Source organism: Sporosarcina sp. P18a (assembly GCF_002743135.1).
Lineage (GTDB): Bacteria > Bacillota > Bacilli > Bacillales_A > Planococcaceae > Sporosarcina.
Window position 1 is genome coordinate 353,459 of the sequence record NZ_PDYQ01000001.1, and the last position, 25,569, is coordinate 379,027.

Below are 25,569 nucleotides of genomic sequence, written 5' to 3' on the forward strand. Positions count from 1 at the left end.
TTAAATTGACGGAGAAAAAACAGGAAATGGAAGAACAGGTGGTTCAGGAAGTTGTAAAAAATGAGTCTAATCCACTTGTCATTGTTATGCCAATCAAGAAAGAACTTGCATTTGACGGCAAGAGAATTAATGAATTAAAACTCGACTTTTCAGATATAACTGGCGCCGACATTTTAAGTGTCGATAATGAAATGCGCATTGAAGGTCACCCTGCTGGATTTGATAATATTTACAATCAAGAAGTATTACTGAAACTATCTTCTCGTGTAACAGGGATTTTACCTGATGAGTTGCAAAAGCTGCATGCTGCTGATTTCTTAGAAATGGTCTTACAAGTACGTAATTTTTTCATCCGATGGTAGGAGAGGAGGGAGCTCAAGCGTTTCGTCAAACGTTCTTGAAGCTCTCTTCTTTTTCGTATACATCTATTACATTTTGGCAATCCTTGCCGTTGTTTGAGTTGAAGTACTGGATTGAAGCAGCAGCAGCAGCTGCTGATGAGGTAGGTGACGACAATGGCTAAAAAGGCAATGGAAATGACAATTGAAATTGCCGGGAAAGTCGGTGGCTCTCTGGGTGCTGCATTTAAAAAAGCGACTGGGGATATTGATGACTTAAAAAAGAAAACCAATTCTGCAAAAAGAGAACTATCTCGTTTAGGTAAAGAGTTTTCGAAAGGTAATATTCATCAGTCTCAATATGCAGCCGAAACAGCGAAAGTGCGAGCGGAACTACGCAAGCTTGAAGGCGATATGCGACGAGTCAATGCATTAAGCTCTAAAATTAAAGGCGGAGCAGCTAAAGTGAAGGCGGTCGCAGGAATAGCCGCTGTTGTAGGAGCAACGGCCGTAGCAGGAGCAACAGTGAAATCCATAAATGTTGCTGCTGATTTTGAAGCGCAAATGTCTAAAGTGCAGTCAAAGACACAGGCTTCTGCTTCTGAATTAAGTTCATTGCGGCAAACAGCGATAAAATTAGGAGCCAGCACTAGTCTGTCGGCAGGAGAAACAGCTATTGCAATGGACGAGCTTGCAGCAAAAGGTTTTGATGCAAATAAAATTATTGGTGCAATGCCCGGGATTATAGCAGCTGCTGAAGCATCCGGTGAGGATTTGGTATTAACTTCAGACACCGTCGCAACCGCAATTAATGTATGGAGTTTAGAAGCTACAGAAGCATCTCACGTAGCGGATGTGCTTGCTATGTCCGCTAACCAATCTGCCGCAGGAGTACATGATTTAGCACAAACATTTAAATATGCGGGTGCACCAGCTGCAGCTTTAGGAATATCGTTGGAAGAAGTTTCTGCTGCCGCAGGAATAATGACAGATGCCGGACTTGAAGGTGGAAATGCAGGTACTTCTCTACGGGCTTCTTTATTAGCTTTAAATAATCCTGCCAAAGCGCAAGAGAAGATAATGAAGAAACTCGGTTTCTCAATTAAAGATTCGAACGGAAAGGCCAAGTCTCTTTCCGGAATTATTGAAGATCTAGCTAAATCCACTGAACATATGTCAGAAGCTGATAAAGTAGCAACTGTTGCCAAACTAGTAGGAACAGAAGCAGTAAGTGGTTTCTTATCCCTTATGAAAGCTGGACCTGAAAAAATTGACAATATGACGACTGCATTGGAAAAGTCTACAGGTACAGCAGCGAAGGCCGCAGCTGTGATGAAAGACAATTACGCTGGAGCAAAAGAGGAGTTTTTCGGGTCAGTAGAGTCTAGTCAAATAGCATTTGGAACTCCTATTTTAGGTGTATTAAAAGATACCTTTCAAGGGCTAACTGGATCTGTCGAGCAAAACATTGCAACATTTGAGAATCTAGGTGGTAAAGCGGCCACAGCATTAAGTGATATTTTGGATCCGTTTAAATCGGCTAAACCAGAAATAAATCCAGAACTCAGAGCAAATCCTGATGCACTAGCTGAGTATGAATCGCAAATGGCAAAATACGACTTGTTTAAGGATATGGATTTTGGAGATAAGGTTGTATACTCCCTTGAGACTGCTATGCAAAAAGCTGAAGAGTGGCTTGGTGGTAGTGGTGGAGAAACGATGGGGAGAATCTTTTCTCAGCTTGGTGAAATAGCTGCCAAAACATGGGTAGCTGCATTCACAGGAGCAGTAGGAGGAACTATAGGCGCTGCAATGGAAGGTAATGTTGCAGGTGCTCTAGGTTTAGGTGCTGCGGGGTGGATGCTCGGTGGTGGCACTATGGTAAAAGGAGCAATTGGTGCCGGTAAGTGGGCTATGGAATCTCGGAATGTAAAGAAAACCACAGCAGCTGCTGGGACAGTACAGCAGGCTTCTACAAATACAAAAAAGAAAGGTTCCAAAAACACTAAAGCAACCGCACAGACTCCTGTTCATACTAAAGGTAAACAAAAGAATCCTGGAAAAACTAAAGCTGTCGCTCAACCGTCAGTACGAAATACTAAATCAGCAAAAGCTCCTTCCTTTTTCAAAAATGCTGGCAAAGGGGTTATGAATGTTGGCGGTAAGGTCGCTAAATATGGAAATAAGGCAATGTTGCCACTTGCATTTGCGACTGAGGCATTCAATGTAATTAAATCGAAAGATAAAGTAAAAGCAAGTGGTCAGGCAGCGGGAGGTCTTACTGGAGCATTAGGCGGTGGTAAAGTAGGTGCTGCTATTGGGACTGCTATTGCTCCTGGAATTGGAACAGCAATAGGGGGTCTGGTAGGTGGTGCTGCTGGTTATATCGGTGGGAAATGGGCTGGTGGTAAAGCTGTAGATGCCGCTCGTGGTGATAGTGCTCCTCCGAAAGCTGCAAATACTCCTGCTCAATCAACATTTGATAGCTCTCAGTTAAATGCTTCAGCTAATGAGCTTGCTGCTTCATTATCAGCAAGTAATGCTAGTATGAGTGAATTGCAAGCAAGCACAAGTACAACTGCTCAGAGTATGTCTTTACTCGCTACCTATACCGGACAAGCAAGTGGAATGGTACAAGGAGCGTTTACTGGATTGCAATCAGGTGCAGAAATGACATCTCATAACATGTCATCCTTAGCAATGGTTACGGGCGAAGCAAGCGGCATGATTTATGGTTCATTTGCTACCTTACAATCAAGTGCAGAGATGACAGCCCTTAGTATGTCATTACTTACTTCTTATACCAGCCAGGCAAGCGGTATGATCTATGGTTCATTTTCTTCTCTACAATCTAATGCAGAGATGACAGCGCTCAGTATGTCTTTGCTAGCTTCTTATACGGGACAAGCAAGCGGTATGATGTACGGTTCATTTTCTTTATTACAATCTAATACACAGATGACGGCTCTTAGTATGTCACTGTTAGCCTCTTATACAGGGCAAGCCAGTGGAATGCTAGTAGGATTATTTTACCCATTGCAAGCTAGCACTAGTATGGCATCTGGTAATATGTCTTTACTCGCATCTTACATTGGTCAAGCGAGCGGTTGGATATCATCTTTGCAGGGGATCCAGTCGGCAGGTCAAAGGGTTGTATCAGCTCTATACAATTTAGAGTCTCGTATAAATAGTGTTCCTCTACCTGGAGGTACTTCTGCGAAAAGGGTGAGTTTTGATGGCTAGTTATACTACAATCCAAGGAGATACTTGGGATCTAATCGCATATAAATTATGGGGGAGCGAATACTTGCTCCCTTTACTATTAGAAGCGAATCCAGTGTTTAGGGACATAGTTATATTCTCTGGGGCTGTCAACTTAAATGTGCCGGAAATCGATACATCAATCTATACAGAGCGCCCGGATTGGTTGGGGGATGATACCGAACTATGACGACATCTACGAGACGCACTAGTCTTAATGTCACTTACAATACGACTAAATTAAACGAAGAGCTGGGCGAAGATTTGATTGATTGGACATATACGGATAATTTGAGTGGGGAAATTGATGATTTGCAACTCGTTTTGCAAGATGCTTTTGTGAAATGGTTGAATGATTGGTTTCCGTCCAAGGGTTCTCTGTTAGAAGTAGAATTACTACGTAGATACTGGACGAATGATCTTATGAAAACCAAATTAGGAAAATTTGAAGTAGATGAATTGGATGGTAGAAGTTCTGGTACACGAATGACAATTAAAGCGCTGAGTGTACCGGAATCTACTTCTATACGCGGGCAATATAAATCAAAGGCTTGGGAGAAAGCCACATTGAAGCAAGTAGCTGGTGATATTGCGAAAGCCAATAATTTAAAACTACATTGGGAGTCTAGTGATAACCCTAAAAAAGACCGTTATGATCAAGAGTCTGAAACTGATTTAGCATTCCTACACAGATTATGTAAAGACGAAGGGTTATGTCTTAAACTCTCAAACAAATCAATTGTTATTTTGGATGAAGCTGATTATGAAGCGAAACCTGTAAAGGAAACAATATTGCGGCGAAGTACAGACACATGCAGAATCCAAGTAGAGGATTGGAGTTTCAAAACCACATCAACTGGTCTTTATAAAGATTGTCGTGTACAGTCACATTCAGCAAAGAAAAAGAAAACAATAAAGGCAACGTATGCTCCACCTAAAGCTCCTAAAGTAGGAAGAACTCTTATTGTAAAGGACGAAGTAAAGTCAGTTGCAGAAGCTAAGAAACTTGCTAAAAAACGATTGAGAGAAGCTAATAAAGATGCAACAACAGTGGAATTAATAGTATTTAGTGAGATTCATATTGATGCAGGCATGACTTTCAATTTAAGTGATTTCGGACGTTTGAACGGAAAATATATAGTGACGAAGGTTACTCATAATAGAAGTAAGATTACACTCGATTTACGTAGATGCTTGGAGGGATATTAATGCGTGTGCAAGTCGGAGAAGTCGTCACAATCGATCCAGTTGATGCGACAGCGAGAGTCAGATTAGAAGAGCAAGATGACAAAGTGTCTGCACCATTAAGGATTGTGTATAACGGAACTTTAAAGAATAAACAATACTGGATGCCTAAAGTGGAAGAACACGTACTCTGTCTTTTCACGAAAGAGAGCGAAGGTTTTATTATTGGAGCTTTTTATTCAGAGCAAACACCTCCCCCTCTTCAGGATAAGAATAAGCATTACATCGAGTTCGAAGATGGTAGCAATATTGAGTATGATGTTAGCTCGCATACACTGTTAGTCAACATTGTGGGCGATATCAAGATTCAAAGTGGGCAAGGAAAAGTCGTAACGTTAGATGGGAATTTATTATCTAATATAGGAAGCTTAACACCAAAGAATTGAAATAATTTGGAAATAGGTGATAGCGATGGCTGTTATCGGGAGCTTTGGAACAGTAGTATTTGAAGTTACACCCAAAAAAATAAACTCATTTACTGATCTGGAAAAAAGTAATAAATCCAGATGGAGTGAACACGAAATCCATGGGAAGAAAGCCAAGCTAGAATTTGAAGGTGCAGGATTAATTGACATAAACTACCGCTTGTTGTTACGAGTAGAGAATGGTATTAATCCCATGAAAGAAATAGCAAAGCTTGAAAAAATGAATGATGGTGGAAAGGCTGCTCCTTTTATTTTGGGAAGTAAGCCACTATCACCTAACAAATTTGTTATTACTGAGATTTCAGAAGCACTTAAAAATATAGATCAGCGTGGTAATATCCTTTCAGCAGAAGTTACAATTTCATTGAAAGAATATGTAGAAGGAAAAGCACAAATTAAAAAAACGACTTCCAATACCAAGCAGCCTTCTAAAAATGCTAATGATAAGAGTAAAAAAGTAATGGGGAAAATGACAATTACAGTTAAATCCGTTTATATTCGAAGCGGTCCCGGAACTAAAAACAAAGCTATCGGTGTTGCTAGAAAAGGTGACAGTTTAACTGTATACGGTGTGAAAAATGGCTGGTATTCCCTTGGTGGAGGAAAGTATATATCAGCTAGTTCCGCGTACTCCACATTAAAGAAAGGGTGATAGAGTGCATACAGTAGAGCCTATGAAAAACATAAACTTTGGAGCAACTGGAGTGGAAGAAATTCTGCAAAACGTTGCTTTTATTATGTCTACATCTATCATGAGTTGCCCTTTAGATCGTGCATTTGGTTGGAAGACAGAAATAGATACACCCATTCATATTGCAAAAGCGCGTATCGCTTCTCAACTCACTGAAGTTATTCACACGTTTGAGCCACGAGCAGTGGTCAACGAAGTGCTTTTTGATGGCGATGGTTTAGAGGCAAAGTTGATACCGAAAGTGAAGGTGAGCATACGTGAGTAGATTTAATTTACCGGATTTATATTTTTTGGATAAAGCACCGGAACTCATTGAACGAGAGATGCTAATGCATGTTGAAGGTAAAACTGATATCGCATTACAACGTGCAGATCCACGCCGTAAATTTATTCAAGGTCTTGCTGCGTACATCTCTATTGAAAGAAATAATTTAGAGCATAGTCTTCGACAAAACAGGTTGTCGTATGCAGAGGACAATATGCTCGATCACATGGGAATCGAGATGACGACTGAACGACTGCCTGCCACCTTCTCGAAAACTACAATGGCCTTTATATTGGAAGAGGATCGAGTAGATACTTTAACAATACCTGGGGGAACTCGTTTTTTGGTTGGTGCAGATATTTATTTTGAAACCCAAGAGACACAAGTTATTCCTCAAGGTGAAAATTTGTTTACGGTTGGTGCAGTTTGTACACAGACAGGTGATATAGGTAATGGTTTTCTTCCTGGTGAAATCACCATTCTTGTGGAACCTTTGCCATATGTAAAATCGGTTCAAAACACTACCACCTCAGCGGGTGGAGCTGATGAAGAAGACGATGATGCATACGCTGAGCGTATCAGGCTTGCACCAGAAAGTTTTTCTGTTGCTGGTCCTGATGGAGCCTATATATATTGGGCTAAGTCTGCTAGTCAGGATATCGTGGATGTAAAGATAGATTCATCAGCACCTGGAGTAGTTGATGTTCGTATTTTAATGGCAGGTGGACGTCTTCCAGAGATGGAAGAAATCAATCATGTAGAATCTATCCTAATGGATCGCGAAGTAAGACCTCTGACTGATTTTGTTAGAGTAGATGCACCGTCAATTGTAAATTATACATCCACGGTTGAATATTGGATTTCAAACACGAATGCAGCTGTATCAGTATTAATTGCAGAACAAGTAAAACAGGCATATCAAGAGTATTTGATTTGGCAAAGAGCAAAAATGGGACGTGATGTTGATTTCTCTGAGTTGATTGCTCGTTTAAAACAACAAGGGGCTTCCCGTGTATCCGTTAATGCTCCAATGTTTTTAGAAGTAGGTAAGTTGGAAGTCGCTAAGGAGCTTGAGGCTACTATCACTTATCGAGGACTTGCCAATGATTAAAGTTCAAGACAACTCATTGTTACATTTGTTGCCCTACAGCTTGAGAGAAGACCCTGTCGTAGTTGCTATGGCTGAGGCGGCTGAAATCCAATTAAAAGAGGCATATCGAGAAGCTGAAGCCCTTTTCAACCTGATCGAAATCGAAAACATTCCTGAGCAATTGCTGGATTTACTTTCGTATGAAAAGCATGTGGATTTTTATGATGTTTCATTACCTATAGAACAGAAGCAGGCTGTAATTAAAGCTTCTATTAGTCAGCATCGAAAAAAAGGCACTCCAGAAGCAGTCGAAAAAGCTTTGTCTGCTGTAGCTGTCGAAAATAGATTGCTTGAGTGGTTTGAATATAGCGGCAGTCCATTTTTCTTTTCAACGCTGTTAAATATCGAATCGAATCCGGACAAAATGCAAATGAAGAAAATTATTAACGCAACCAAAAATACTCGCTCTTGGTTCGATAAATTTATCTTTAAAGGAAAATTTATTGTTGTTAGATATTTTAATAATAAGTTGTATATTAGAACCAAGTTATCTGCAGCATCTAATCCATGGGCTCAAGCGGGGATAGGTAGTGCAGGAGAGATTATTCGTCTTGATGGTGAGTACTTATTGAACGGAGATCGTTTTTTAAACGGTTTTTACAATAAAGATGGTCCCGCTCATCTTCAAAGAATAAATCTTGCCATGAAAGTACTGCACGGCTTCGGCGTTCACGAAGTTAATCTAATGCCGTCTCTTGACGGGGAATTTAGTTTGAATGGAGAAATAAGGTTACAGAACGAACCGCAAAATGTAAGGCTTGTCACGTTACATGATGCGAAAATGCGGTATAAAAAGCGTGAGAGCATTCATGTAATCCGTAACCGAACTGCACCAGTAACCTGCTCCACGAGTACTATGAATGGTGTAGTGCCATTAAACGGACAAATACAATTAGATGGTTCAATATTTTTAGATCAAGCCCTGTCAATTCACAGAGGCTTATTTCGCGTTAAAAAAGCAGGAGTAACTATCGAGGAGGTGGCAATTTGATTGTAAAGAACGAACCGATTTTTCAGTCGGAGCTTCGAGTAATTAAGAATGGCAAAGTCAAAGGAAAAGAAAGGGGTGAAGTGAACAATGGCAAATGCGATCACAACAACAAAGGCTAGAGAAAAATTTGCAAAGGCACACGGTGGTACTACTCCATTGCCTGCCATTACACACGTTGGATGGGGAACGGGCGGTCATGATCCAGTAACCCGACAACCGATCGTTCCTACTGCTGATGTGAATGCAATCCCTGGAGAAGTTATTAAGAAGGAAATCAACGGCATTGAATACCCGGTACCCACAACATTACGAATATTTGTGGATCTGCAGTTTTCCGAAAGCGGAGAAGCAGATATTTCTTGTTGCGGCCTGTACGATGCAACAGGCGACTTGGTGGCTTGGAAAACGTTCAAGCCCAAAGGGATGGATGATGAAACGACATTAGAAATCGATTGGGACGAACAGTTCTGATTTTTAGAAAGGAGAGAATCACATGGCAAATCAAGAAATTCATGAACCAACTAATTACAGCCAAGAAATTCGTAAGTTGCAAACAACTGATCCTTCACACGCAGACGTATTTAACCCATTGTTTGAGCGGCTGATTAATAATGATGTGTTCCTAAAGTCTTTGACTGAACGCTTGATTCAGGAACATACGCACAGCGGAGCGGATGGTGAAGGCTCACAAATTCCTTTGGCCAATATTAAAATGCCAGTCGGTGAAGGAGAGATTGTAACCGACAAAGAATTAGCTCATCATATCAACGAACGGAATCCCCATGGGACTCGAGCTGTCGATGTAGGGGCTGCTTCTTCACAAGAGGTTGCTACGCATTTGGCGGATATTACGAAACATATCACATTTGTTGAACGGACATCATGGAATGGGAAAATAGACAGTTCTGAAAAAGGACACCCCAATGGAGTTGCAACGCTTGGTGTTGATGGGTTGATAATCAAAACTCAAGTACCTAGAGATATTGAGATTATCTCAAGTGGAATTAAATATTCTCCAGGTGATGAAATATTATATACACTAATAGGAGAATGGACCCTCGCCTCTACTGCTTCGGAAATAGTGATTAGACGTTTTACGGTAAATAAAACAGGAATATTAAGATTCAGTTTGTCCAATAGAAGTACATCAGCAAGTGGAAGGGTAGTACCAAAATTAATAATAGATAACAAAATTTTTAATTTTCCTGGAACTTACTCCACAAGTTATGTCAGAGCATCGATAGACATTGAAGTTAAAGCTGGCGACTTAATAAGTTTTGCTATGTCGCACCATTTTTCTGGAACCGGATATGTTAAAGATTTAAGTATTGGTATTGAGGGAGTTGTGACTCTATCATGATAAAAATTGAATTCAAGGATGAGTTAGAGAGAAAAGCATTACTAGACAATCCTCCTAGCGGACTGTCCCTTGTAGAGGAATGTTATCATATCGATGGTAATTTTCTCATTTTTGCTAAACCCGAACCACAACCACCATCTGGAATAGAAGAACTTACAAATTACGTGTTAGATGTGGACTTTAGATTGTTAATGGTTGAAATGGGTTTAATGTAAAAAATAAAACACTAAATGGAGGAATATAAGATGAATATGATTACTTATAAAGGTTGCAAAACAAAAATAGAAAAGAACATGTACGAAATGCAAGAGGAAATGCAGACAATGCTTGACGTGTTTTATATGGGTGGGCGCATCACGCAAGATCAATATGAAGAACTTACGGTGTTATTGACTGCTAATCACGAAGCGGCTTAATACACATTCGGACCATGATGTGCAATAAATCCGGACGTCGAATTTATAAATGCTGCTAATGAGGATGCTACTATTTTTGTACTCTGGTTACGAAAGCTTTATGTAAATCTATATACCGCACAAAATATTAATATGGTATTGTTGTATTTGTGAATACTGTCCTATTAATTTTTTTTGGGGGGAAAGCTTTGGAATTTCAAGAGTACTTAGGGATTGGTTCAATTTTAGCTACAATTATAGTAGGTGTCATATCATGGTGGGTGTCTTCTTATGTAACAAAGAAAAGTTTAAAGAGACAAAAATTGAATTATGAAATTAAATTATATCCAATTATTTCAAAGGGATTTTTGAATAAGTCCGATGATTTACAGATACATTACCAAGAGGAATTACTACCTGATCCTACCTTGTTGGCTGTAGATATTATAAATTCTGGAAATGTTGCAATTGAAAATCCTCCTATAGAAATAAAAGCATTGGGAGCCACATACATCATCCCTGGTTATATTGAAGAGATCCCAGCGGGGTATGAGGAATTATGGGAGCTGACAAGAACCGATGCAGAAGCGTGTGCAGTCAAACTAGCACATATAAACCCTGGACAAATAGTTAAAGCTCGTTTTTTTTTGAATGAACTACCAAGCAATCCACCAGTGTTTCAATGTCCTATGAAAGATTTAGAACTTCAGGAAGTTAATACTGAAATGAAGCAAATCTTTATGAATAGCTTACTTTCTACATTACCATTTTCATCTTTAGGGAGAAGTATACGTGAATTAAATAAATATTTTAATAACATGTTTTAAACAACTAGAATTAATAAACAATTGAGAATGTCCACATGGGCGTTCTTTTTATTTTGAGTGAAAAAAGGAAAACTCCTCATTATGTCGAATTAACCAGACATAAAGGGGGAAAGTCTATGAAAGTTAACATTATATACAAAGATAAAATCATCAAAGAAACAACGGTTGATCATATTACTTCTGAAAAATATTCAATGAAAAAGGGTGCAAGGTGGGAAGTCAACGGCTTGGATCTGCAAGTGGTCAATATGGAAATCAATCACCCTGCTAATTACATGGATTTAAATTTTGAGGATTATGACAAGGTGATTGACATTAAAACAAGATTTAAGTAAGAGCGTCCTTCAGGGCGTTCTTTTTATTTTGAAAAAATCAAATAAAGAAAGGTGACGTTTATGCAGATGATTGATTGGTTAAGCCGGTTTTTGGAAACGGACAATACAAAGCTGATTTATATATTAGCTTTAATAATGGGGGCAAATATTATTGATTTTACACTTGGTTGGATCAATGCGAAGTTTAATAAAAAAGTTGACTTTTCTTCCAGCCGTGCTATTTTCGGGATTGCGCGCAAGATGCTACTTTTGATTTTATGCGTATACTTTATTCCGGTTGCTTTATTGGCACCCTATCCAATCGGTATTAGTGCATTGTATGTGCTGTATATAGGTTACTTATTGAGTGAGATTAATTCTATTTTTAATCACTTACGGCTGACAGATGATGATAAATCCACCGATGTGTTTATTGATTTTATTAATACGGTGTTTAAAAAAGGAGGTAAGTGATATGAGTGTAACATCCACATGCCGCGATGTGTCAGAATTATCATCAGTCGCGCAAACAGCTATTAGATTACTCTTTCAAGAGTTATATAAAGCCGGAATCACAGATGTATTCGTAACAGAAACATATCGCAGTCAGGCACGACAAAAATATCTATACGCACAGGGACGGACAAGACCTGGTCTGATTGTTACCTGGACATTAAACAGTAATCACGCAAGCCGTAGAGCGTGGGATATAGCCGTAGCGCCGCCTAAGAATTTGTATGAAGTAACTACTCTTGCTCAAGTTGGCGCTATTGCGCGTAAGCTTGGCATTACATGGGGCGGAGATTGGAAAGGTACACCGGATCGTCCACACTTTGAGATAAAACCTACTTGGACAATGCCAACAGGATACAAACTGGAAGGGCAAGTAATCATTCCATCTAATAGTAAGTTGCGGGTGCAATTGATTGTGGAAGAGAAAGATGATGTACAGCAAGTGGCTAGTGATAATAAAAAAGAGGAGGCGAATCGTGTGTGGGTAGAATTTTCAAGTCCGACATTAAAAAATGAGTTTATAAAGTTTATGGAATCTAAGGGGCAACAGGAGATTGCGGTTAAACAGGGTATAGATCAGGGCTTTAGCAAGTCATGGGAAACAAACGAAAAAGCAACTCCTGGAGATAAGGCAGCGCTTGGATTGCTAGGTATGATTCGAGAAAAGAGATAAAAAAAGCGACTCTATCCATTTGTGGACGGAGTCGCTTTTTTAATTTATGCATTGCACATCAACAATATCGCTTACTAATATACGTTCAACGCCAAATGGATCTTCCATTAAAACAACTTTCAATTGAATGTTAATTTCTCGAATTACCCCTGAATGATGAATAATCTTCCCATCCTTCCAAGTTTGAATTTTAGTCTCGCATTGCCGCAGGTGCGCAACTTCCAATGTCTGCTGAATGTTATCCCAATCAAACTGGTCCAGTTCAGGTTGCTCTACATAGTTGTCTTCTGCGTACCATTCACGTATACGTTCCAAGTGTTCAGGTATAAATAGAGACGTCCACTTGATATTTCCACGGTCACGATTACCTTCCATCATATAACCACACTTTCTTTCACTATTACGGGAACAGCTGCTAAAACATTTCCGATTAAGAAAGTTCGCTTGGATTTGCGAAGGTAGCAATAGGCTCTAAATGATGACTCACCCACTTGCAGTACTTTAACCCTTCGTTTGCTGATTTGACCGTCTTTAGACATATACATCACTTCTAACATCTCTCCATATCTTACCGACTTCTCCAATGTTTTACGCACACTCGTTCCCCTCCTTGTTTTATATTATAGAGAATGAACGTTCGCTTGTAAAGGTGAATAAAAAACGACCGCGTGAGCAGTCGCTTACTTATCCTTTCATTTTCAGATAACTAGCTGTATACTTATTCAAGGTTGATACACCCTGTCCGGTGTACAACCAACAAGTCTAACTGGGCTTGGAGCGCTCTATCTTTATGGTAGGGTGCTTTTTTGTGCGCTCATACGGCTTTACCTACTTCACGTAGGATGTTTAGGAATAGAGGACTCATTTGAACTAATACATAACCTAAACCCGCATTGAATATTACATCCCATGCTCTTTCAGATCGTCCTATCATGAAGAAGAAACACCCTCCTACCATGATTACACTAGCTATGGGGAAGCTAATAGCGACTAGTAATTGTATTAGAGGATCTAACACATTTGCCAACATGTTCAATGATGCTTCACCTATAACACCTGTTTGGATTACGTCACCTGTTACGGGTAGTAAGTCGCTGGTTAGAGGTGGTAAGTTGTCGGGTATAAGATTAGGTGGCATATCAGCTAATACGTTTACAGGTTCGGTTATCGCCTGTATAGGTTCAGTAGCTATCGGCTCAGGCATAGTCCACACATAGGTTGCGGCACCCGTAGCAACAACTGTTCCACCTATTAGAGCTACATCCTTCACGTTCACTGTGTCTTTCAAACGGTCACTAAAATCCGTGTATTCCGATTCAGGTACAGTCTCAATAATCGCTCTCTTCTTAAACATATAGTTTCCCCCTTTATTTTATATCGCTAATAGTAAACACCATAACCGCTTGCAATCCAGCGCATTCTTTTTTTAGTTCATCCCTACGATGCTCAGTAGTGGTTAACCATACCAAGGTTGGAAAGTGTCCTAGTTTTTCTTCCACCAATCCATTGTTCAGCAACTCAACATAACGCTTTATCTTGTTGCGATTTTCTTTCATTGTTTGTGTGGAATCAACTTCAAGAAAATGCTTCCGATCCCACGAATCTGTGAACATAGCATCCGTAATAACAGTTGAGTGGCCGTCTGAAACCTTCACTTCATTTTTCCAATCTTTCGGCTGACTGGAAAACAACCACATTTCATTCCTCATAACGATATGTTGGACGTGACCACCTTTCTTTCTCACCTTTTCACAATCCACGTATGACCTTCCTTGTTTGGATAAATAGTAGATTGTTTGATAACCTTCGCGAATGCTCATTAAGTAGTCTGATAGGTTGTGGAGGATTCTATTTGTGTTTCGTACCGTCCCAAGCCGTAAGCATTCATTTAATTGATCCCGCGTCATGAAATCAAATCTCTTCAAAAGTAACAATATCTGTTCGTCCCTTTCGTTCAACATGATTTCTCACCCCTTTTTTAACTGGAATGAATCGGATAGACGGTTCATTGTCGTCCACACTTGTTTCTTTCTTATGCAAATCGATTACACTTTGGATTACTTCTGATTTAATGAAGGGAGTTTGTAATATTTCTTTTCTATCGGCTGTTTGATAAATGGCTCTCCCTTTAATCTGTGGAAGACATTCAGCACCTTCACTATCCAGTACCACGCGAGAAGCTACAGCGGACTGCACACGAAATGATAGTTTTGCGTCAGAGTTCTGCTTGCACTGACGCGGTATCACATCGCCAGTGGGGTATTGAGTAGCTAGTATTTGACGGAATCCCAATCCTGCACCTAGTCGGGCGATCTGACTCATCAGCGCTTGACACGATTGTTTTAGCTGCCGATCTTCTTTCGTAACTGCTTCAGCAGGATTGAGTTCACCGACTTCATCAATAAAAATAAAGTATCTATCTTTTATTCCGGCATCCTGTACATTCTTTTTTCCGAGTGATCGCATTTTGAATTGTATATCACGCATCTTTTCGTATGCCATCTGTAATGTTTCCAGAGCTTCTTCAGGCTCATATGCAATAGAAATCGTCTGTTTAATATGTTCATAGTCGCATAACTCCACACCGCCTTTTAAATCAATCAAGAACAGGTGAGTGTGATCTGGTTTGCTATGGAGCAAGCTCGTGATCGTACTGTTAATAAAGTTTGATTTGCCATAGCGAGTAGCGCCACCTAGAACAACGTGCGGGATCTGTTCAAAGTCATGGAATCTAAATGCGTTCTGATCACGCGTTATTCCAACTGGAACTTTCCAATCTTCGCCCGCTTGGAATTCTACTCGCTTAGGTAGAGGATTATCATAAACTCGAATGATCAACAATCCGTCAAATGACAATTCTATTTCTTTCGTTTCGCTTAATTTATTCGTCCACAACGATTTCAAACTATCTATGATTCCGGAATCGAATTGAAGTTCTTTTAAATCCGTCAGGGATAATTTCTGCCGCCTGTTATTTAATCCGTCTTCCAAAATGTGCTGCTTGTTCTGGTAATCCTCAAAACTTCTGCCAAGTGGAATTCGGTATTTATACTCCCATCCCCATTCATGTTTTTTCTTACGGATGAGTTGGGTAGTCAACGTGTCTTTTCCGTCTTTCACATTTAGGCCGGATAGAGAAATAATACGCTGAATTTTACCCGACTCATTGGAAGATGCGCCTTGTTTTTTTGCGTAAGCTTTTAACGCAAACCCTCCCATTATGGAGGTAGTCAGAATTTCAAATAACACATCATCATCCTTTCTTTAAAGTAAACGCCACGGGGTTATCTATCTATAGATAGAGTTGCAGTCATCGAGACATTAAATAAAACGGATACGGCTTGCAACTGCAGGTTTTGTAATGTCCAGTTGTGTGGATGGAGTAGTCATCAATCTAGTCATGGATCTGGACGTAGTAATTCAGTCAATATTTAGTTATCAAAGTGCAATATCAGGACATCAACCAAGACGATCAACTGGACTTAAACAAGGTTTTTAAAGTGACGATAATATCCTTGTATTTGTAATAAAACCTCAAGGCTTCACGGTACGTTTCAGATCGATCGGTGCGCGGGATCGACTCGATGATTTTTATTAAATCGGCGTGATTCTTCTCATTTAATTTGGCTGCTATTTGGGGTAGTGGTTCATTTTTCGATGTCATCATGAGCCTCCTCCTTTCTAAACTTTTTCTAACGGTTCTGATGTATCATATGGCGTTGTCTGCATAAAAATGCCTGTCCGTTTAGAAAAAGGTTAGAAGAAAACAAAAACAGCCAACCCTCTATATAGAAGGCGGCTGTTTTAGAAAACAACTCAATGCTACACAAATGCTACACAAGATAGCCGTAAACACTGTCATATCAATGCTTGTCCAGTTTTTCAAACGTCCTCCTGGGACGTAATGAACTTTCTAGGGAAAGACAGGAAAAAGGCGCTGTAAACGTTAAGAAATTAACGTTTACAGCGCTTTTTATTATATGTAAAATTTATCCGTGCGAAGACATTGGCCGATCACTAGGTTGCATGATACGAGCGCTTGCGCTACATTTATCGAGATGACGGCGGGAATTTCAACGACTTCGAATTTTGCGCCGATAGGGATTTCATGGGCATTCGCAACAGTGCGCTCCGGCAAGGAAGATGGATAATTTCGTTTTCTTTAAAGACCTTCATGTTTTTTCGTTTTCAGCAGGTTGATTAGATCTTTGTCGCCAACGTGATTGATGAATGCTTCGTATCCGCTGATTAAGCTGTTGTAGGCACCGCAGGATGACTAGCAGCCGATTACTTCTCTGTAATGCATTGGCTAGTCTTTAAGATTGCCGTTCATAATTCCTATAATAAAACTTCTTTGAATTTGCTTTTGCCTATAAAATTCATGATGTGAAGTAACCGGGAATTTATGCAGCCCAGCCCTTTAGATGAAAACGGTGACAAGGGGCCTATCCCCTTGTCACCGTTTAATATAGTGGTAAATATTCCCTGCCAGCTGAATGTTAAATAATTGCTGGCCATCTGTCAGGTCGGTTGAAAGAATTTCTTCAATACGTTTCAGGCGATAGTTCAGCGTGTTCGAGTGGACGTGAAGGGCGACGGCGGTTCGTTTGATGTTTTGGTTTTGACGCAAATAGGTAAGTAGTGTTTGCAACAAATCTCCTTTTCGGGCTCGTTCGTATTGAATGAGCGGGCCGATGACTTCGTGGACGAAATCGAGCAGCTCTTCTTCTGAATTCCGTAAGATGAAGCGTTGGATGCCAAGGTCTGTGTAGGACAGGGCGCGTTCTTCAAAATGGTAGTTTTTCATGAATGTGGTGCATTTTTCAGCTTCTTTGAATGATTCGTGGGCAGCGGCGAGGTTTGGTTTCATTCTGCCGATGCCGATGGTGATGTCGAGTTCGCTGTATGTTTTATCGATTTCCTGCTGCAAATGCAAGGCGAGTTCTTTAATACTGCCTGCCGGGTTTGCTGCCTGCAGTTTGGCAGGGTAGGAGAATAAGGCGGCGAGCTTGTTTTGGTCGATAAGCGCGGCGCCTTGCGAGTTTTTTCCTAGGAAGTTATTATTCGTCATATAGAGCAGATTGTTGATGACGTTTTCGCTTATAGCTCCGCGCTGCAATTTGTCTTTGTTTTCGACACTAATAATGACGGCGATGTAGTTGCGGTTCAAGTCGAATTGCAGATTTTTTGCCTGCTTCATTAATGTTTTATCAATTGCCTGGCCGGATAAAATTTTTGTCATGAATTCGTTCCGCAGACGCTGCTGTGTTTCGTAGACAGCTTGTTCTTTGACGAGCACGAGCGTGAGGACCGTGCAGATGTGTTCGAGCGCGTTGATTCCGACTTCTCCGATTGGGTCTTTTGAAATGATTATGAGTGTGCCGAGCGGCTTTATTTTCGATTGCAACGGCAGCGCGATGACTTGATATTTTTCAAGGCCTAGTGTGATTTCAGAGACGCTGTACGGGCTGTTGAGCGACTGGTCATTCTGTTTCACAAAGCGTAGTAGTTCGCTGTTCATCTCTATTGAAACGGGCGCGCGGCAGGCAGAAGCGGTCAGTTCGCCTATCTCATCGAATAAGAAAATATGCTCGCCGATCGTTTTGTAAATATAGTCGATAATGGACTGGATTCCTTCCCCGTTGACTACTAGATTGGAGATGTTCCGCTGCGTTTCGATCGAGCGGGACAGTAGCTGGACGGTCTTTTTCTCTTTATGATAAATATTCGATTTTTCGAGCGCGATGGCGGCTTGCTGGGCGATCGCTTCTAACAGCTGCATATCTTCTTTTTTGAAATGAAGCGATTTATCGAATGAATCAAGCGTAATGACACCGATGCAGGTTCCTTTCAATAAAATCGGTGATGAAATGACTGAAGTGAAGTGGAAATTATTCGAAATAGATTCGTCGAGCAACGTCCGATTGCAAGGAGTAAGTGTATCAAGCGCCTGTTTGATTTCTTCTTCATTTTTAAACACAAGCCCTTTTTCCGCTTGAAACGTCATGCCGGTCATCGATTCGCCGCTGCTTAATTCAATCGATTTAAAGATTTGCGGATAAAACAAGCCGTGCGCGGATTTGGCCACCAGCCGCTGTTTCTGCAGGTCGAAAACCCAAATAGAACCGCCTCCTGCTTCGTCTACTGCGGAAATTGCTTCACCTATAATCAAATCGAAAATCGTTTCGATGTCTAATGAAGAGTTAATGACAGTGGAAACATGTACAAGAGATTTGAGCTGCCGGTGAGTTAACGTATCTTGCATAATCTATCATCCTAACTCTATAGTATTTTGTGTTTTTTGTGTAAAACACACAAATTCTTTCGGAAAATTACACATAGAATTGATTTTTTTTATTGTTTATAATTATAGATGAATTGGAAATAGAATGAAAGTGGGTTGGTTTAAAGTACACGGATAGATGAAAGTGAGTCGATTTAACGTGCACGAATAAATGAAAGCGGTTGCAAATTGGTTGTTAGCGCAATGATTTACGGCAATGACGGAATGTAAAAGAAGAATGGAGGGTATTGGATATGAATTTTGATTTGACGGATGAACAACAAATGGTGCGTAAGCTGGTTCGAGATTTTGCGGAAGCGGAAGTGGAGCCGGGTGCGGATGAGCGCGATCGTACAGGGGAATTCCCGAAAGAGATTTTTAAAAAGTTTTCGGAGCTCGGTTTGATGGGGCTGCCTTTCCCAGAAGAGTATGGCGGTGGCGGAGCAGATACGACGAGTTTTGCTATCGTCACGGAAGAATTAAGCCGTGTCTGCGCATCGACAGGCATCACGTATTCTGCGCATATTTCACTTGGCGGAGCACCGATTCATTTGTTCGGCACACCGGAACAGAAAAAGAAATATTTAATGCCGATTTGTACGGGTGAATCGTTCGGGGCGTTTGGGTTGACGGAGCCGAATGCGGGGTCGGATGCGGGCGGGACAGAAACGACAGCTGTTCTTGAAGGCGATGAGTGGGTCATTAACGGTTCGAAATGTTTCATTACGAATGCAAGCTATGCGAAACATCTTGCTGTGACGGCGATTACAGACCGCTCAAAAGGAATGAACGGCATTAGCGCATTTATCGTGCCGACCGATGTACCAGGATTTACGGTCATCGCAAACTATGAAAAAATGGGACTTCATTCTTCTAACACGACGGAATTGATTTTGGAAAACGTCCGTGTGCCGAAAGAAAATCTTCTAGGTGAAATTGGAAACGGTTACAAACAGTTTTTGGCGACACTTGACGGCGGACGGATCGGTATCGGTGCAATGGCTGTTGGCGTAGCGCAAGGAGCGTACGAGAAGGCGCTGAATTACGCTAAGGAGCGAAAACAGTTCGGCAGAAGCATTTCGAACTTCCAGGCGATTCAGTTCAAACTCGCGGATATGGCAATGAATATCGAGCTAGCACGCAATATGGTGTATAAAGCAGCGTGGCTAAAAGATCAAGGGCGCCCATTCAAAAAAGAAGCGGCGTTTGCCAAATTATTCGCTTCTGAAATGTGCATGCGCGTCTGTGATCAAGCAGTGCAGGTTCACGGCGGCTACGGCTATATTAAAGAATACCAAGTCGAGCGTTTCTTCCGCGATGCGAAACTTTTAGAAATCGGTGAAGGTACGTCTGAAGTTCAGCGCATGGTCATTGCAAAACAAATCGGCTGCTGATTTTGAAAGGGTTCTAGTGAATTGACAAAGGGGCGATTGAATGGATATTGAACGGGTTTTACAAGTAGCGGCGAATAGTAAACTTATTTATCCTAGTGAAGAAAAGGCGCGCTCGACTTCGATTGGTAGCGCAGAAGCTTTCCAAGAACTTCTCCGGCAGTCCCAGGAAGATCCTGCTGCATTTTGGGATCAGCATGCCCGTGAACTTGAATGGTATGAACCGTGGACAGAGACGATCAGTGGCAAACTCCCTGATTTCAAGTTTTTCGTAGATGGCATTACGAATCCAAGCATCAACTTACTAGACCGGCATATACATAACGGTGCCGGTAACCGGACAGCGCTCATTTGGGAAGGTGAGAACGGCGATTCGAAGTTTTACACGTATTCGATGCTTCTTGCAGAAGTGAACCGTTTTTCTAATGTGCTTCGGTCGTTCGGTGTGAAAAAAGGCGATTGTGTCGCAATCTATCTTCCGAATTTGGCGGAAGCCGTCATAGCGGTGCTCGCGTGTTTCCGTGTCGGGGCAATTTACAACGCAGTCTTCTCGGGTTATTCCGAGCGTTCTTTGTCCGACCGATTGGCAAGCTTTGAACCGAAAGTCATTATCACAGCGGATGCGACAATGCGCCGCGGCAAAGAAATTCGCTTGAAAGAAAAAGTCGATCAAGTCGCGCCGTCCACTTCTTCAGTTGAAGCGGTCATCGTCGTCAATCGCATGGGCATCGATATCGACATGCAGGAAGGCCGCGATTACTGGTGGCATGAGCTGACGGAAAAAGCGAGTATCCATTGCGAACCGGAGCGCCTTGAAGCGAATGAAAGCGGGATCGTTTTCTATACGAGCGGCACGACGGGAAAGCCGAAAGGGATTGTGCACTCAGGTACGGCATTCGTCGTGCAGAACTATGTCTATGCGAAATACCATCTCGACCATCGCGATGACGACGTATTTTGGTGCACGGCGGATATCGGCTGGCTGACGATGCATATTTGGGGTATCGTCGGAGCCCTTGCGAACGGCGTTACGACAGTCATTTGCGAAGGAGCGATCGATTATCCCGAGAAAACACGTTTTTATCAAATCATTGAAAAATACCGTGTCAATAAATTATTTACCGCTCCGACAGCGCTACGCATGTTGAAAAGCATGGGTCAGGAGCCAATCGAGCAGTTTGACTTATCATGCCTTGACGTGATCGCACTCGTCGGCGAACCATTCGATGCGGAGACGTGGCACTGGACGTATGAAGTGCTAGGCAAGAAAAAAGTCTATATTAATAACACTTGGGGGCAGACCGAAACGGCCGGCTCGCCGATTGCAGGAGCAGCATGGCTGACGCCTATGAAACCCGGGTCTTCCGGCACGCAGTTTTTAGGCGCAGTATTCGATGTCGTCAATGAAGCCGGCGAACCCGTGAAAGCCGGGCAGCTTGGCAACTTGATCATTAAAAAGCCATTCCCGATGCTATGCAGGACGATTTGGAGAGAGCCGGAACGTTACTACGGTTCATACTACAGCCAAGTCGACGGCAGCTACTACGCTAGTGATCTCGCGTTGATTGACGATGACGGCTATATTTGGGTAGTCGGTCGTTCCGACGATGCGTTCAACGTCGCAGGCCACCGTTTGAGCACGATGGAAATGGAAAGCGCCGTGCTCGAAAGTGCAGGCGTGGCGGAATGCGCGGTCATTGGCGTGCCGGATGAAATTAAAGGAGAAGTGCCTATCGTTTTCGTCCGTCTTTCAGAAAATGTAACAGATGGGCAGGAAGTCGCAGAGCGGATTAAAGAAAACATCATCCGCCAGATCGGAAAAATCGCCCAGCCGAAGGAGATCATCATAACGGACTCTCTACCTAAAACGGTGAGCGGAAAAATTATGCGTCGCCTGATTAAAGAAATCGTTACGACAGGCAGTGTCGCAGGTGATGTGACGGGGCTTGAAGATCCGTCGACAGTTGCGGAACTTCAGAGCGTCATTAAAGCGAAAACTGCGAGCAAATAAATGAACAGTGGAGCCGGTCTTTTTATGGCCGGCCCTCCTTTTCCTAAATGGATGCACACGAAAGCTTGATTACACGATAAATTGAAAGGGTGACTATCATGTTTAAAAAGATTTTGATTGCTAACCGCGGGGAAATAGCGGCCCGTGTCATGCGTACATGCAGGGCTTTCGGTATTAAAACAGTTAGTGTCTATTCGGAAGCGGATGCGGAAGCTGTCCACGTCAAGCATGCGGATGAAGCATATTTGCTCGGCGGACCACGCGTAACGGAAAGTTATATGAAAATCGATAAAATTTTAGAAGCGGCGCATCAGTCAAAAGCAGAAGCGATACACCCAGGGTATGGTCTGCTTTCTGAAAACGCCGAATTTGCACGCCGCTGCGAAGAAGAAGGATTCGTGTTCATCGGGCCGTCGCCTGACGTCATTTCTGAAATGGGCAGCAAAATTGCAGCGCGCAAGGCGATGGAAAAAGCCGGTGTCCCAGTCGTGCCGGGTATCACCCGTGCGCTTGCAGACGCGGAAGAAGCGATCGAAGCGGCGGAAACTATTGGCTATCCTGTTATGCTGAAGGCGTCTGCAGGCGGCGGTGGAATCGGTATGCAAGTCGTCTACAGCGCTGACGAAATTCACAAAGCGTTCGAAGGCAATCAAAAACGAGCGACTGATTTCTTCGGTGACGGCGCGATGTATATTGAAAAATTCGTCGAGAATCCGCGCCATATCGAAATTCAGATCTTAGCGGACAATAGTGGAAATACAGTGTACTTATGGGAGCGCGAGTGCTCAATCCAGCGCCGCCACCAAAAAGTAGTAGAAGAGGCGCCGTCTTCATTCATTTCAGAAGAGACGCGAAGAAAAATGGGAGAAGCAGCAGTTAAAGCGGCAAAGTCCATTGGCTATAAAAATGCTGGCACGATCGAGTTTTTAGTCGATGCAGACCAAAACTTCTACTTTCTTGAAATGAATACACGGCTGCAAGTTGAGCACCCGATTACAGAAGAAATTACAGGACTCGACTTAGTGAAAGAGCAGCTTGATATCGCAGCGGGAAAAACACTTACATTTGCGCAGCAAGACGTCAAACGCGACGGACACGCAATTGAAGTACGTATTTACGCAGAAGATCCGAAAACATTTTTCCCTTCACCGGGGACCATCACGAAACTTAAGTTGCCAGAAGGACCGGGCGTCCGCCACGAATTGGCTGTCCATGGCGAGTCGATCGTCACACCTTTTTACGACCCTATGATCGCGAAACTCGTTGTCAAAGGTAAAGACCGCGACGAAGCGATCGACCGCCTGCAGGAAGCGCTTTCGAACTACCATATCGAAGGCATCAAGACGAATATTCCGATGCTTCAGGAAGTAGCAGCACATGAAGCATTCCGTTCTGGGGATACGACAACGGAATTCGTGGAAAAATATTTGACGAAGAAAAAGAAAAAACAAAAACAAACGAAATGACTTTTTGGGGGGAATTACTATGACAGAAATTACTGCAAGCATGGCAGGAAGCGTTTGGAAAGTACTCGTGAAGGCAGGAGACGAAGTAGAAGAAGATCAAGACATCGTCATCTTGGAATCGATGAAAATGGAAATACCGATTGCAACTGATTTTGACGGTGTCGTAAAAGATGTAAAAGTGAACGAAGGTGAATTCGTCAATGAAGGAGACGTCATCGCAGTCATTGAATAATTCCTGTAGAAGGAGATGAAATGATGAAATGGCCTAAAACAATTACGATTAAGGAAGTTGGACCGCGAGACGGACTGCAGAACGAAAAAATCTTCATTCCGACAAAGGACAAAATCGCCTGGATTAATGAGTTGTCTAAAAGCGGCCTGACATCGATTGAAGTGACGTCTTTCGTCAATCCGAAATGGATTCCGGCGCTCGCGGACGCAGCTGAAGTAATGGCGGGCATTAATCGGGAGCCGGGCGTCTCTTATTCGGCGCTCGTCCCGAACCGTCAAGGGCTTGAACGGGCTTTTGAAGCAGATATCGATGAAGCGGCGGTGTTCATGTCAGCGAGCGAAACGCATAATTTGAAAAATATTAATAAAACGATCATGGATACACTGCCTGTATTAAAAGAAATTGTACAAGACGCGAAAGCGGCAGACAAGAAGACGAGAGGCTATGTGTCTACGGTGTTCGGCTGTCCGTACGAAGGCGTGGTCGATACGGAAGCGGTCGTCCGCGTGTCGGAGTCGCTGTTTGACATGGGCATTGACGAGTTGTCGCTTGGCGATACGATCGGCGTTGCGAATCCGCGGCAAGTCCAGGAAGTGCTTGACGTACTGCTGAAACGTTTTCCGGCAGACAAATTGGCGATGCATTTCCATGACACGCGCGGGACAGCTTTAGCGAATGTCCTGGCGTCACTTGATATGGGCATTACGGTGTTCGACAGTTCAGTTGGCGGCCTCGGTGGCTGTCCATACGCACCGGGTGCTTCAGGCAATGCAGCGACAGAAGATTTATTGTATATGCTGCATGGCATGGGTATTCATACCGGCGTCGATGAAGAGAAAATTTTAGCGGCATCCGCGTTTATTCAAGAAAAAATCGGCCGGGCGCTTCCAAGTAAGAACTTGCAGGCTACCGGTGCGCATGATAAATGAAGGACGTGAGCGAATGGGGAATAAAGTGGTATTAGAGAGGCGCGGCGACGGAATTGCGGTCATACTATTGAATCGTCCGGAGGCAGCGAATGCATTGTCAATTGAGATGCTGAACGGGCTTTACGATGCGCTGCAAGAATGCCGCTACGACCGGGAAATCCGCGCTGTTATTATAACGGGTGCCGGTGAAAAAGCTTTTTGTGCGGGCGCTGATTTAAAGGAACGCGTAGGAATGAATCCGGTCGAGGTGCGCAAGACGGTTTCGTTGATCCGCCAGACGATTAACGGCATTGAATCACTGCCGCAGCCGGTCATTGCTGCAGTCAACGGCGTTGCGCTCGGCGGCGGGACAGAACTGGCACTGGCATGCGACATCCGCATTGTAGCAGAGACCGCAAAGTTCGGATTGACGGAAACTTCGCTCGGCATTATTCCGGGAGCTGGCGGTACGCAACGTCTGCCGAGATTGATCGGCAAAGGACGTGCGAAAGAGCTTATTTTCACAGCGCGCAGAGTCGAAGCGACAGAAGCATCGGAAATCGGGCTTGCTGAATTCATTGTGGCGCCTGATCAGTTGATAGATCAAGCGCTTACTGTCGCGGGACAAATCGCTGCCAACGGTCCGCTCGCTGTCGCGCAGGCGAAGTTCGCGATTGACCACGGCTATGATGTAGAACTGCAGACGGGGCTCGCAATCGAACAAAACGCCTATGAAGTGACGATTCCTTCCAAAGACCGGCTCGAAGGACTGCAGGCATTCAAGGAAAAACGCAAGCCTATATATACTGGCGAATGATGAACGATCATAA

31 protein-coding genes are annotated in these 25,569 nt (G+C 42.6%); 24 read left to right on the plus strand and 7 right to left on the minus strand.

Translation table 11 applies throughout. The annotated features are described in order from the left end of the window. The first annotated feature begins 5 nt into the window (after positions 1-5). The 18 genes from CSV75_RS01775 (at position 6) to CSV75_RS01850 (ending at position 12,448) form a co-directional block, all read left to right on the plus strand. Complete coding sequence (locus CSV75_RS01775) at positions 6-362, plus strand: hypothetical protein (RefSeq protein WP_099674492.1); 357 nt, start codon at positions 6-8, stop codon at positions 360-362. After that, the gene (locus CSV75_RS16180; protein WP_158231560.1) at positions 356-523 is read left to right on the plus strand and encodes a hypothetical protein; all 168 of its coding nucleotides are present in this window, start codon (positions 356-358) and stop codon (positions 521-523) included. Before CSV75_RS01775 ends, CSV75_RS16180 begins: the two co-directional genes overlap by 7 nt. Further along, a complete protein-coding gene (locus tag CSV75_RS01780; protein WP_099674493.1) occupies positions 516-3,581 on the plus strand; it encodes a phage tail tape measure protein in 3,066 nt (1,021 codons plus the stop codon). Before CSV75_RS16180 ends, CSV75_RS01780 begins: the two co-directional genes overlap by 8 nt. After that, positions 3,574-3,789, plus strand: coding sequence for a tail protein X (locus CSV75_RS01785; protein WP_099674494.1), 216 nt, complete (start codon positions 3,574-3,576; stop codon positions 3,787-3,789). The genes CSV75_RS01780 and CSV75_RS01785 overlap by 8 nt, the downstream gene beginning before the upstream one ends. Then, entirely contained in the window at positions 3,786-4,808 is a 1,023-nt protein-coding gene (locus CSV75_RS01790) for a phage late control D family protein (RefSeq protein WP_099674495.1), read from the plus strand. The genes CSV75_RS01785 and CSV75_RS01790 overlap by 4 nt, the downstream gene beginning before the upstream one ends. Then, positions 4,808-5,230, plus strand: a complete 423-nt coding sequence (locus tag CSV75_RS01795) for a phage baseplate assembly protein V (RefSeq protein ID WP_158231561.1) — start codon at positions 4,808-4,810, stop codon at positions 5,228-5,230. Before CSV75_RS01790 ends, CSV75_RS01795 begins: the two co-directional genes overlap by 1 nt. Positions 5,231-5,255: 25 nt before the next feature. Next, positions 5,256-5,921, plus strand: coding sequence for a phage tail protein (locus tag CSV75_RS01800; RefSeq protein WP_099674497.1), 666 nt, complete (start codon positions 5,256-5,258; stop codon positions 5,919-5,921). A gap of 52 nt (positions 5,922-5,973) precedes the next feature. Further along, entirely contained in the window at positions 5,974-6,225 is a 252-nt protein-coding gene (locus tag CSV75_RS01805; protein ID WP_233191564.1) for a hypothetical protein, read from the plus strand. Beyond that, complete coding sequence (locus CSV75_RS01810; RefSeq protein ID WP_099674499.1) at positions 6,218-7,336, plus strand: baseplate assembly protein; 1,119 nt, start codon at positions 6,218-6,220, stop codon at positions 7,334-7,336. Before CSV75_RS01805 ends, CSV75_RS01810 begins: the two co-directional genes overlap by 8 nt. After that, the gene (locus CSV75_RS01815; RefSeq protein ID WP_099674500.1) at positions 7,329-8,366 is read left to right on the plus strand and encodes a phage tail protein I; all 1,038 of its coding nucleotides are present in this window, start codon (positions 7,329-7,331) and stop codon (positions 8,364-8,366) included. The genes CSV75_RS01810 and CSV75_RS01815 overlap by 8 nt, the downstream gene beginning before the upstream one ends. Positions 8,367-8,453: 87 nt before the next feature. Beyond that, the gene (locus CSV75_RS01820; protein ID WP_099674501.1) at positions 8,454-8,837 is read left to right on the plus strand and encodes a hypothetical protein; all 384 of its coding nucleotides are present in this window, start codon (positions 8,454-8,456) and stop codon (positions 8,835-8,837) included. Positions 8,838-8,859: 22 nt separating this feature from the next. Beyond that, positions 8,860-9,726 carry a hypothetical protein gene (locus tag CSV75_RS01825; RefSeq protein ID WP_099674502.1) on the plus strand — a complete coding sequence of 289 codons (867 nt, stop codon included), beginning with the start codon at positions 8,860-8,862 and terminating at the stop codon, positions 9,724-9,726. After that, positions 9,723-9,941, plus strand: coding sequence for a hypothetical protein (locus CSV75_RS01830; protein ID WP_099674503.1), 219 nt, complete (start codon positions 9,723-9,725; stop codon positions 9,939-9,941). Before CSV75_RS01825 ends, CSV75_RS01830 begins: the two co-directional genes overlap by 4 nt. A 30-nt stretch (positions 9,942-9,971) precedes the next feature. Then, positions 9,972-10,142, plus strand: a complete 171-nt coding sequence (locus CSV75_RS16185) for a hypothetical protein (RefSeq protein ID WP_158231563.1) — start codon at positions 9,972-9,974, stop codon at positions 10,140-10,142. A gap of 188 nt (positions 10,143-10,330) precedes the next feature. After that, entirely contained in the window at positions 10,331-10,948 is a 618-nt protein-coding gene (locus CSV75_RS01835; protein ID WP_099674504.1) for a hypothetical protein, read from the plus strand. 116 nt (positions 10,949-11,064) lie between these two features. Beyond that, positions 11,065-11,283, plus strand: a complete 219-nt coding sequence (locus CSV75_RS01840) for a hypothetical protein (RefSeq protein WP_099674505.1) — start codon at positions 11,065-11,067, stop codon at positions 11,281-11,283. A 60-nt stretch (positions 11,284-11,343) separates the two neighbouring features. Beyond that, positions 11,344-11,736, plus strand: a complete 393-nt coding sequence (locus tag CSV75_RS01845) for a phage holin family protein (RefSeq protein ID WP_199171282.1) — start codon at positions 11,344-11,346, stop codon at positions 11,734-11,736. A 1-nt stretch (position 11,737) separates the two neighbouring features. Further along, positions 11,738-12,448 (plus strand): M15 family metallopeptidase, encoded by a 711-nt coding sequence (locus tag CSV75_RS01850; RefSeq protein WP_099674506.1) that lies wholly within the window; start codon positions 11,738-11,740, stop codon positions 12,446-12,448. 39 nt (positions 12,449-12,487) lie between these two features. Here CSV75_RS01850 and CSV75_RS01855 read toward each other — a convergent pair whose 3' ends face one another. The 7 genes from CSV75_RS01855 to CSV75_RS01885 form a co-directional block, all read right to left on the minus strand. Beyond that, on the minus strand, positions 12,488-12,826 hold the full coding sequence (locus CSV75_RS01855) for a YolD-like family protein (protein WP_099674507.1): 339 nt from the start codon (positions 12,824-12,826) through the stop codon (positions 12,488-12,490). After that, the gene (locus CSV75_RS01860; protein WP_233191565.1) at positions 12,823-13,044 is read right to left on the minus strand and encodes a transcriptional regulator; all 222 of its coding nucleotides are present in this window, start codon (positions 13,042-13,044) and stop codon (positions 12,823-12,825) included. The genes CSV75_RS01855 and CSV75_RS01860 overlap by 4 nt, the downstream gene beginning before the upstream one ends. Before the next feature lie 218 nt (positions 13,045-13,262). Further along, positions 13,263-13,802, minus strand: a complete 540-nt coding sequence (locus CSV75_RS01865) for a hypothetical protein (protein ID WP_099674508.1) — start codon at positions 13,800-13,802, stop codon at positions 13,263-13,265. Between the two features lie 13 nt (positions 13,803-13,815). After that, complete coding sequence (locus CSV75_RS01870; RefSeq protein WP_099674509.1) at positions 13,816-14,409, minus strand: replication-relaxation family protein; 594 nt, start codon at positions 14,407-14,409, stop codon at positions 13,816-13,818. After that, positions 14,360-15,697, minus strand: coding sequence for an FtsK/SpoIIIE domain-containing protein (locus CSV75_RS01875; RefSeq protein WP_099674510.1), 1,338 nt, complete (start codon positions 15,695-15,697; stop codon positions 14,360-14,362). The genes CSV75_RS01870 and CSV75_RS01875 overlap by 50 nt, the downstream gene beginning before the upstream one ends. A gap of 223 nt (positions 15,698-15,920) precedes the next feature. Beyond that, positions 15,921-16,115 (minus strand): hypothetical protein, encoded by a 195-nt coding sequence (locus tag CSV75_RS01880; protein ID WP_099674511.1) that lies wholly within the window; start codon positions 16,113-16,115, stop codon positions 15,921-15,923. Between the two features lie 789 nt (positions 16,116-16,904). Further along, on the minus strand, positions 16,905-18,713 hold the full coding sequence (locus CSV75_RS01885; RefSeq protein WP_099674512.1) for a helix-turn-helix domain-containing protein: 1,809 nt from the start codon (positions 18,711-18,713) through the stop codon (positions 16,905-16,907). A 272-nt stretch (positions 18,714-18,985) separates the two neighbouring features. Between CSV75_RS01885 and CSV75_RS01890 the strand changes: the two genes are divergently transcribed. The 6 genes from CSV75_RS01890 to CSV75_RS01915 all read left to right on the plus strand — a co-directional run bounded on the left by CSV75_RS01890 (position 18,986) and on the right by CSV75_RS01915 (position 25,556). Further along, the gene (locus CSV75_RS01890; RefSeq protein WP_099674513.1) at positions 18,986-20,125 is read left to right on the plus strand and encodes an acyl-CoA dehydrogenase; all 1,140 of its coding nucleotides are present in this window, start codon (positions 18,986-18,988) and stop codon (positions 20,123-20,125) included. Positions 20,126-20,165: 40 nt separating this feature from the next. Further along, positions 20,166-22,133, plus strand: a complete 1,968-nt coding sequence (locus CSV75_RS01895; RefSeq protein ID WP_099674514.1) for an acetate--CoA ligase — start codon at positions 20,166-20,168, stop codon at positions 22,131-22,133. A gap of 98 nt (positions 22,134-22,231) precedes the next feature. Continuing rightward, positions 22,232-23,599: an acetyl-CoA carboxylase biotin carboxylase subunit gene (locus CSV75_RS01900; protein WP_099674515.1), complete on the plus strand. Its 1,368-nt coding sequence runs from the start codon at positions 22,232-22,234 to the stop codon at positions 23,597-23,599. A gap of 19 nt (positions 23,600-23,618) precedes the next feature. Beyond that, positions 23,619-23,831, plus strand: a complete 213-nt coding sequence (locus tag CSV75_RS01905) for an acetyl-CoA carboxylase biotin carboxyl carrier protein subunit (protein ID WP_099629756.1) — start codon at positions 23,619-23,621, stop codon at positions 23,829-23,831. Between the two features lie 23 nt (positions 23,832-23,854). Further along, positions 23,855-24,760, plus strand: a complete 906-nt coding sequence (locus tag CSV75_RS01910) for a hydroxymethylglutaryl-CoA lyase (RefSeq protein ID WP_199171283.1) — start codon at positions 23,855-23,857, stop codon at positions 24,758-24,760. Positions 24,761-24,773: 13 nt separating this feature from the next. Next, the gene (locus CSV75_RS01915; RefSeq protein ID WP_099674517.1) at positions 24,774-25,556 is read left to right on the plus strand and encodes an enoyl-CoA hydratase; all 783 of its coding nucleotides are present in this window, start codon (positions 24,774-24,776) and stop codon (positions 25,554-25,556) included. Positions 25,557-25,569 lie beyond the last annotated feature (13 nt).

Coding starts and splice junctions, on each gene's coding strand:
- CSV75_RS01915 (WP_099674517.1), top strand. CDS start 24,774: ATGGGGAATAAAGTGGTATTAGAGAGGCGCGGCGACGGAATTGCGGTC.
- CSV75_RS16180 (WP_158231560.1), top strand. CDS start 356: ATGGTAGGAGAGGAGGGAGCTCAAGCGTTTCGTCAAACGTTCTTGAAG.
- CSV75_RS01815 (WP_099674500.1), top strand. CDS start 7,329: ATGATTAAAGTTCAAGACAACTCATTGTTACATTTGTTGCCCTACAGC.
- CSV75_RS01820 (WP_099674501.1), top strand. CDS start 8,454: ATGGCAAATGCGATCACAACAACAAAGGCTAGAGAAAAATTTGCAAAG.
- CSV75_RS01865 (WP_099674508.1), bottom strand. CDS start 13,802: ATGTTTAAGAAGAGAGCGATTATTGAGACTGTACCTGAATCGGAATAC.
- CSV75_RS01845 (WP_199171282.1), top strand. CDS start 11,344: ATGCAGATGATTGATTGGTTAAGCCGGTTTTTGGAAACGGACAATACA.
- CSV75_RS01890 (WP_099674513.1), top strand. CDS start 18,986: ATGAATTTTGATTTGACGGATGAACAACAAATGGTGCGTAAGCTGGTT.
- CSV75_RS16185 (WP_158231563.1), top strand. CDS start 9,972: ATGAATATGATTACTTATAAAGGTTGCAAAACAAAAATAGAAAAGAAC.
- CSV75_RS01885 (WP_099674512.1), bottom strand. CDS start 18,713: ATGCAAGATACGTTAACTCACCGGCAGCTCAAATCTCTTGTACATGTT.
- CSV75_RS01840 (WP_099674505.1), top strand. CDS start 11,065: ATGAAAGTTAACATTATATACAAAGATAAAATCATCAAAGAAACAACG.
- CSV75_RS01825 (WP_099674502.1), top strand. CDS start 8,860: ATGGCAAATCAAGAAATTCATGAACCAACTAATTACAGCCAAGAAATT.
- CSV75_RS01880 (WP_099674511.1), bottom strand. CDS start 16,115: ATGATGACATCGAAAAATGAACCACTACCCCAAATAGCAGCCAAATTA.
- CSV75_RS01790 (WP_099674495.1), top strand. CDS start 3,786: ATGACGACATCTACGAGACGCACTAGTCTTAATGTCACTTACAATACG.
- CSV75_RS01850 (WP_099674506.1), top strand. CDS start 11,738: ATGAGTGTAACATCCACATGCCGCGATGTGTCAGAATTATCATCAGTC.
- CSV75_RS01830 (WP_099674503.1), top strand. CDS start 9,723: ATGATAAAAATTGAATTCAAGGATGAGTTAGAGAGAAAAGCATTACTA.
- CSV75_RS01895 (WP_099674514.1), top strand. CDS start 20,166: ATGGATATTGAACGGGTTTTACAAGTAGCGGCGAATAGTAAACTTATT.
- CSV75_RS01870 (WP_099674509.1), bottom strand. CDS start 14,409: ATGTTGAACGAAAGGGACGAACAGATATTGTTACTTTTGAAGAGATTT.
- CSV75_RS01795 (WP_158231561.1), top strand. CDS start 4,808: ATGCGTGTGCAAGTCGGAGAAGTCGTCACAATCGATCCAGTTGATGCG.
- CSV75_RS01780 (WP_099674493.1), top strand. CDS start 516: ATGGCTAAAAAGGCAATGGAAATGACAATTGAAATTGCCGGGAAAGTC.
- CSV75_RS01905 (WP_099629756.1), top strand. CDS start 23,619: ATGACAGAAATTACTGCAAGCATGGCAGGAAGCGTTTGGAAAGTACTC.
- CSV75_RS01785 (WP_099674494.1), top strand. CDS start 3,574: ATGGCTAGTTATACTACAATCCAAGGAGATACTTGGGATCTAATCGCA.
- CSV75_RS01910 (WP_199171283.1), top strand. CDS start 23,855: ATGAAATGGCCTAAAACAATTACGATTAAGGAAGTTGGACCGCGAGAC.
- CSV75_RS01800 (WP_099674497.1), top strand. CDS start 5,256: ATGGCTGTTATCGGGAGCTTTGGAACAGTAGTATTTGAAGTTACACCC.
- CSV75_RS01900 (WP_099674515.1), top strand. CDS start 22,232: ATGTTTAAAAAGATTTTGATTGCTAACCGCGGGGAAATAGCGGCCCGT.
- CSV75_RS01855 (WP_099674507.1), bottom strand. CDS start 12,826: ATGATGGAAGGTAATCGTGACCGTGGAAATATCAAGTGGACGTCTCTA.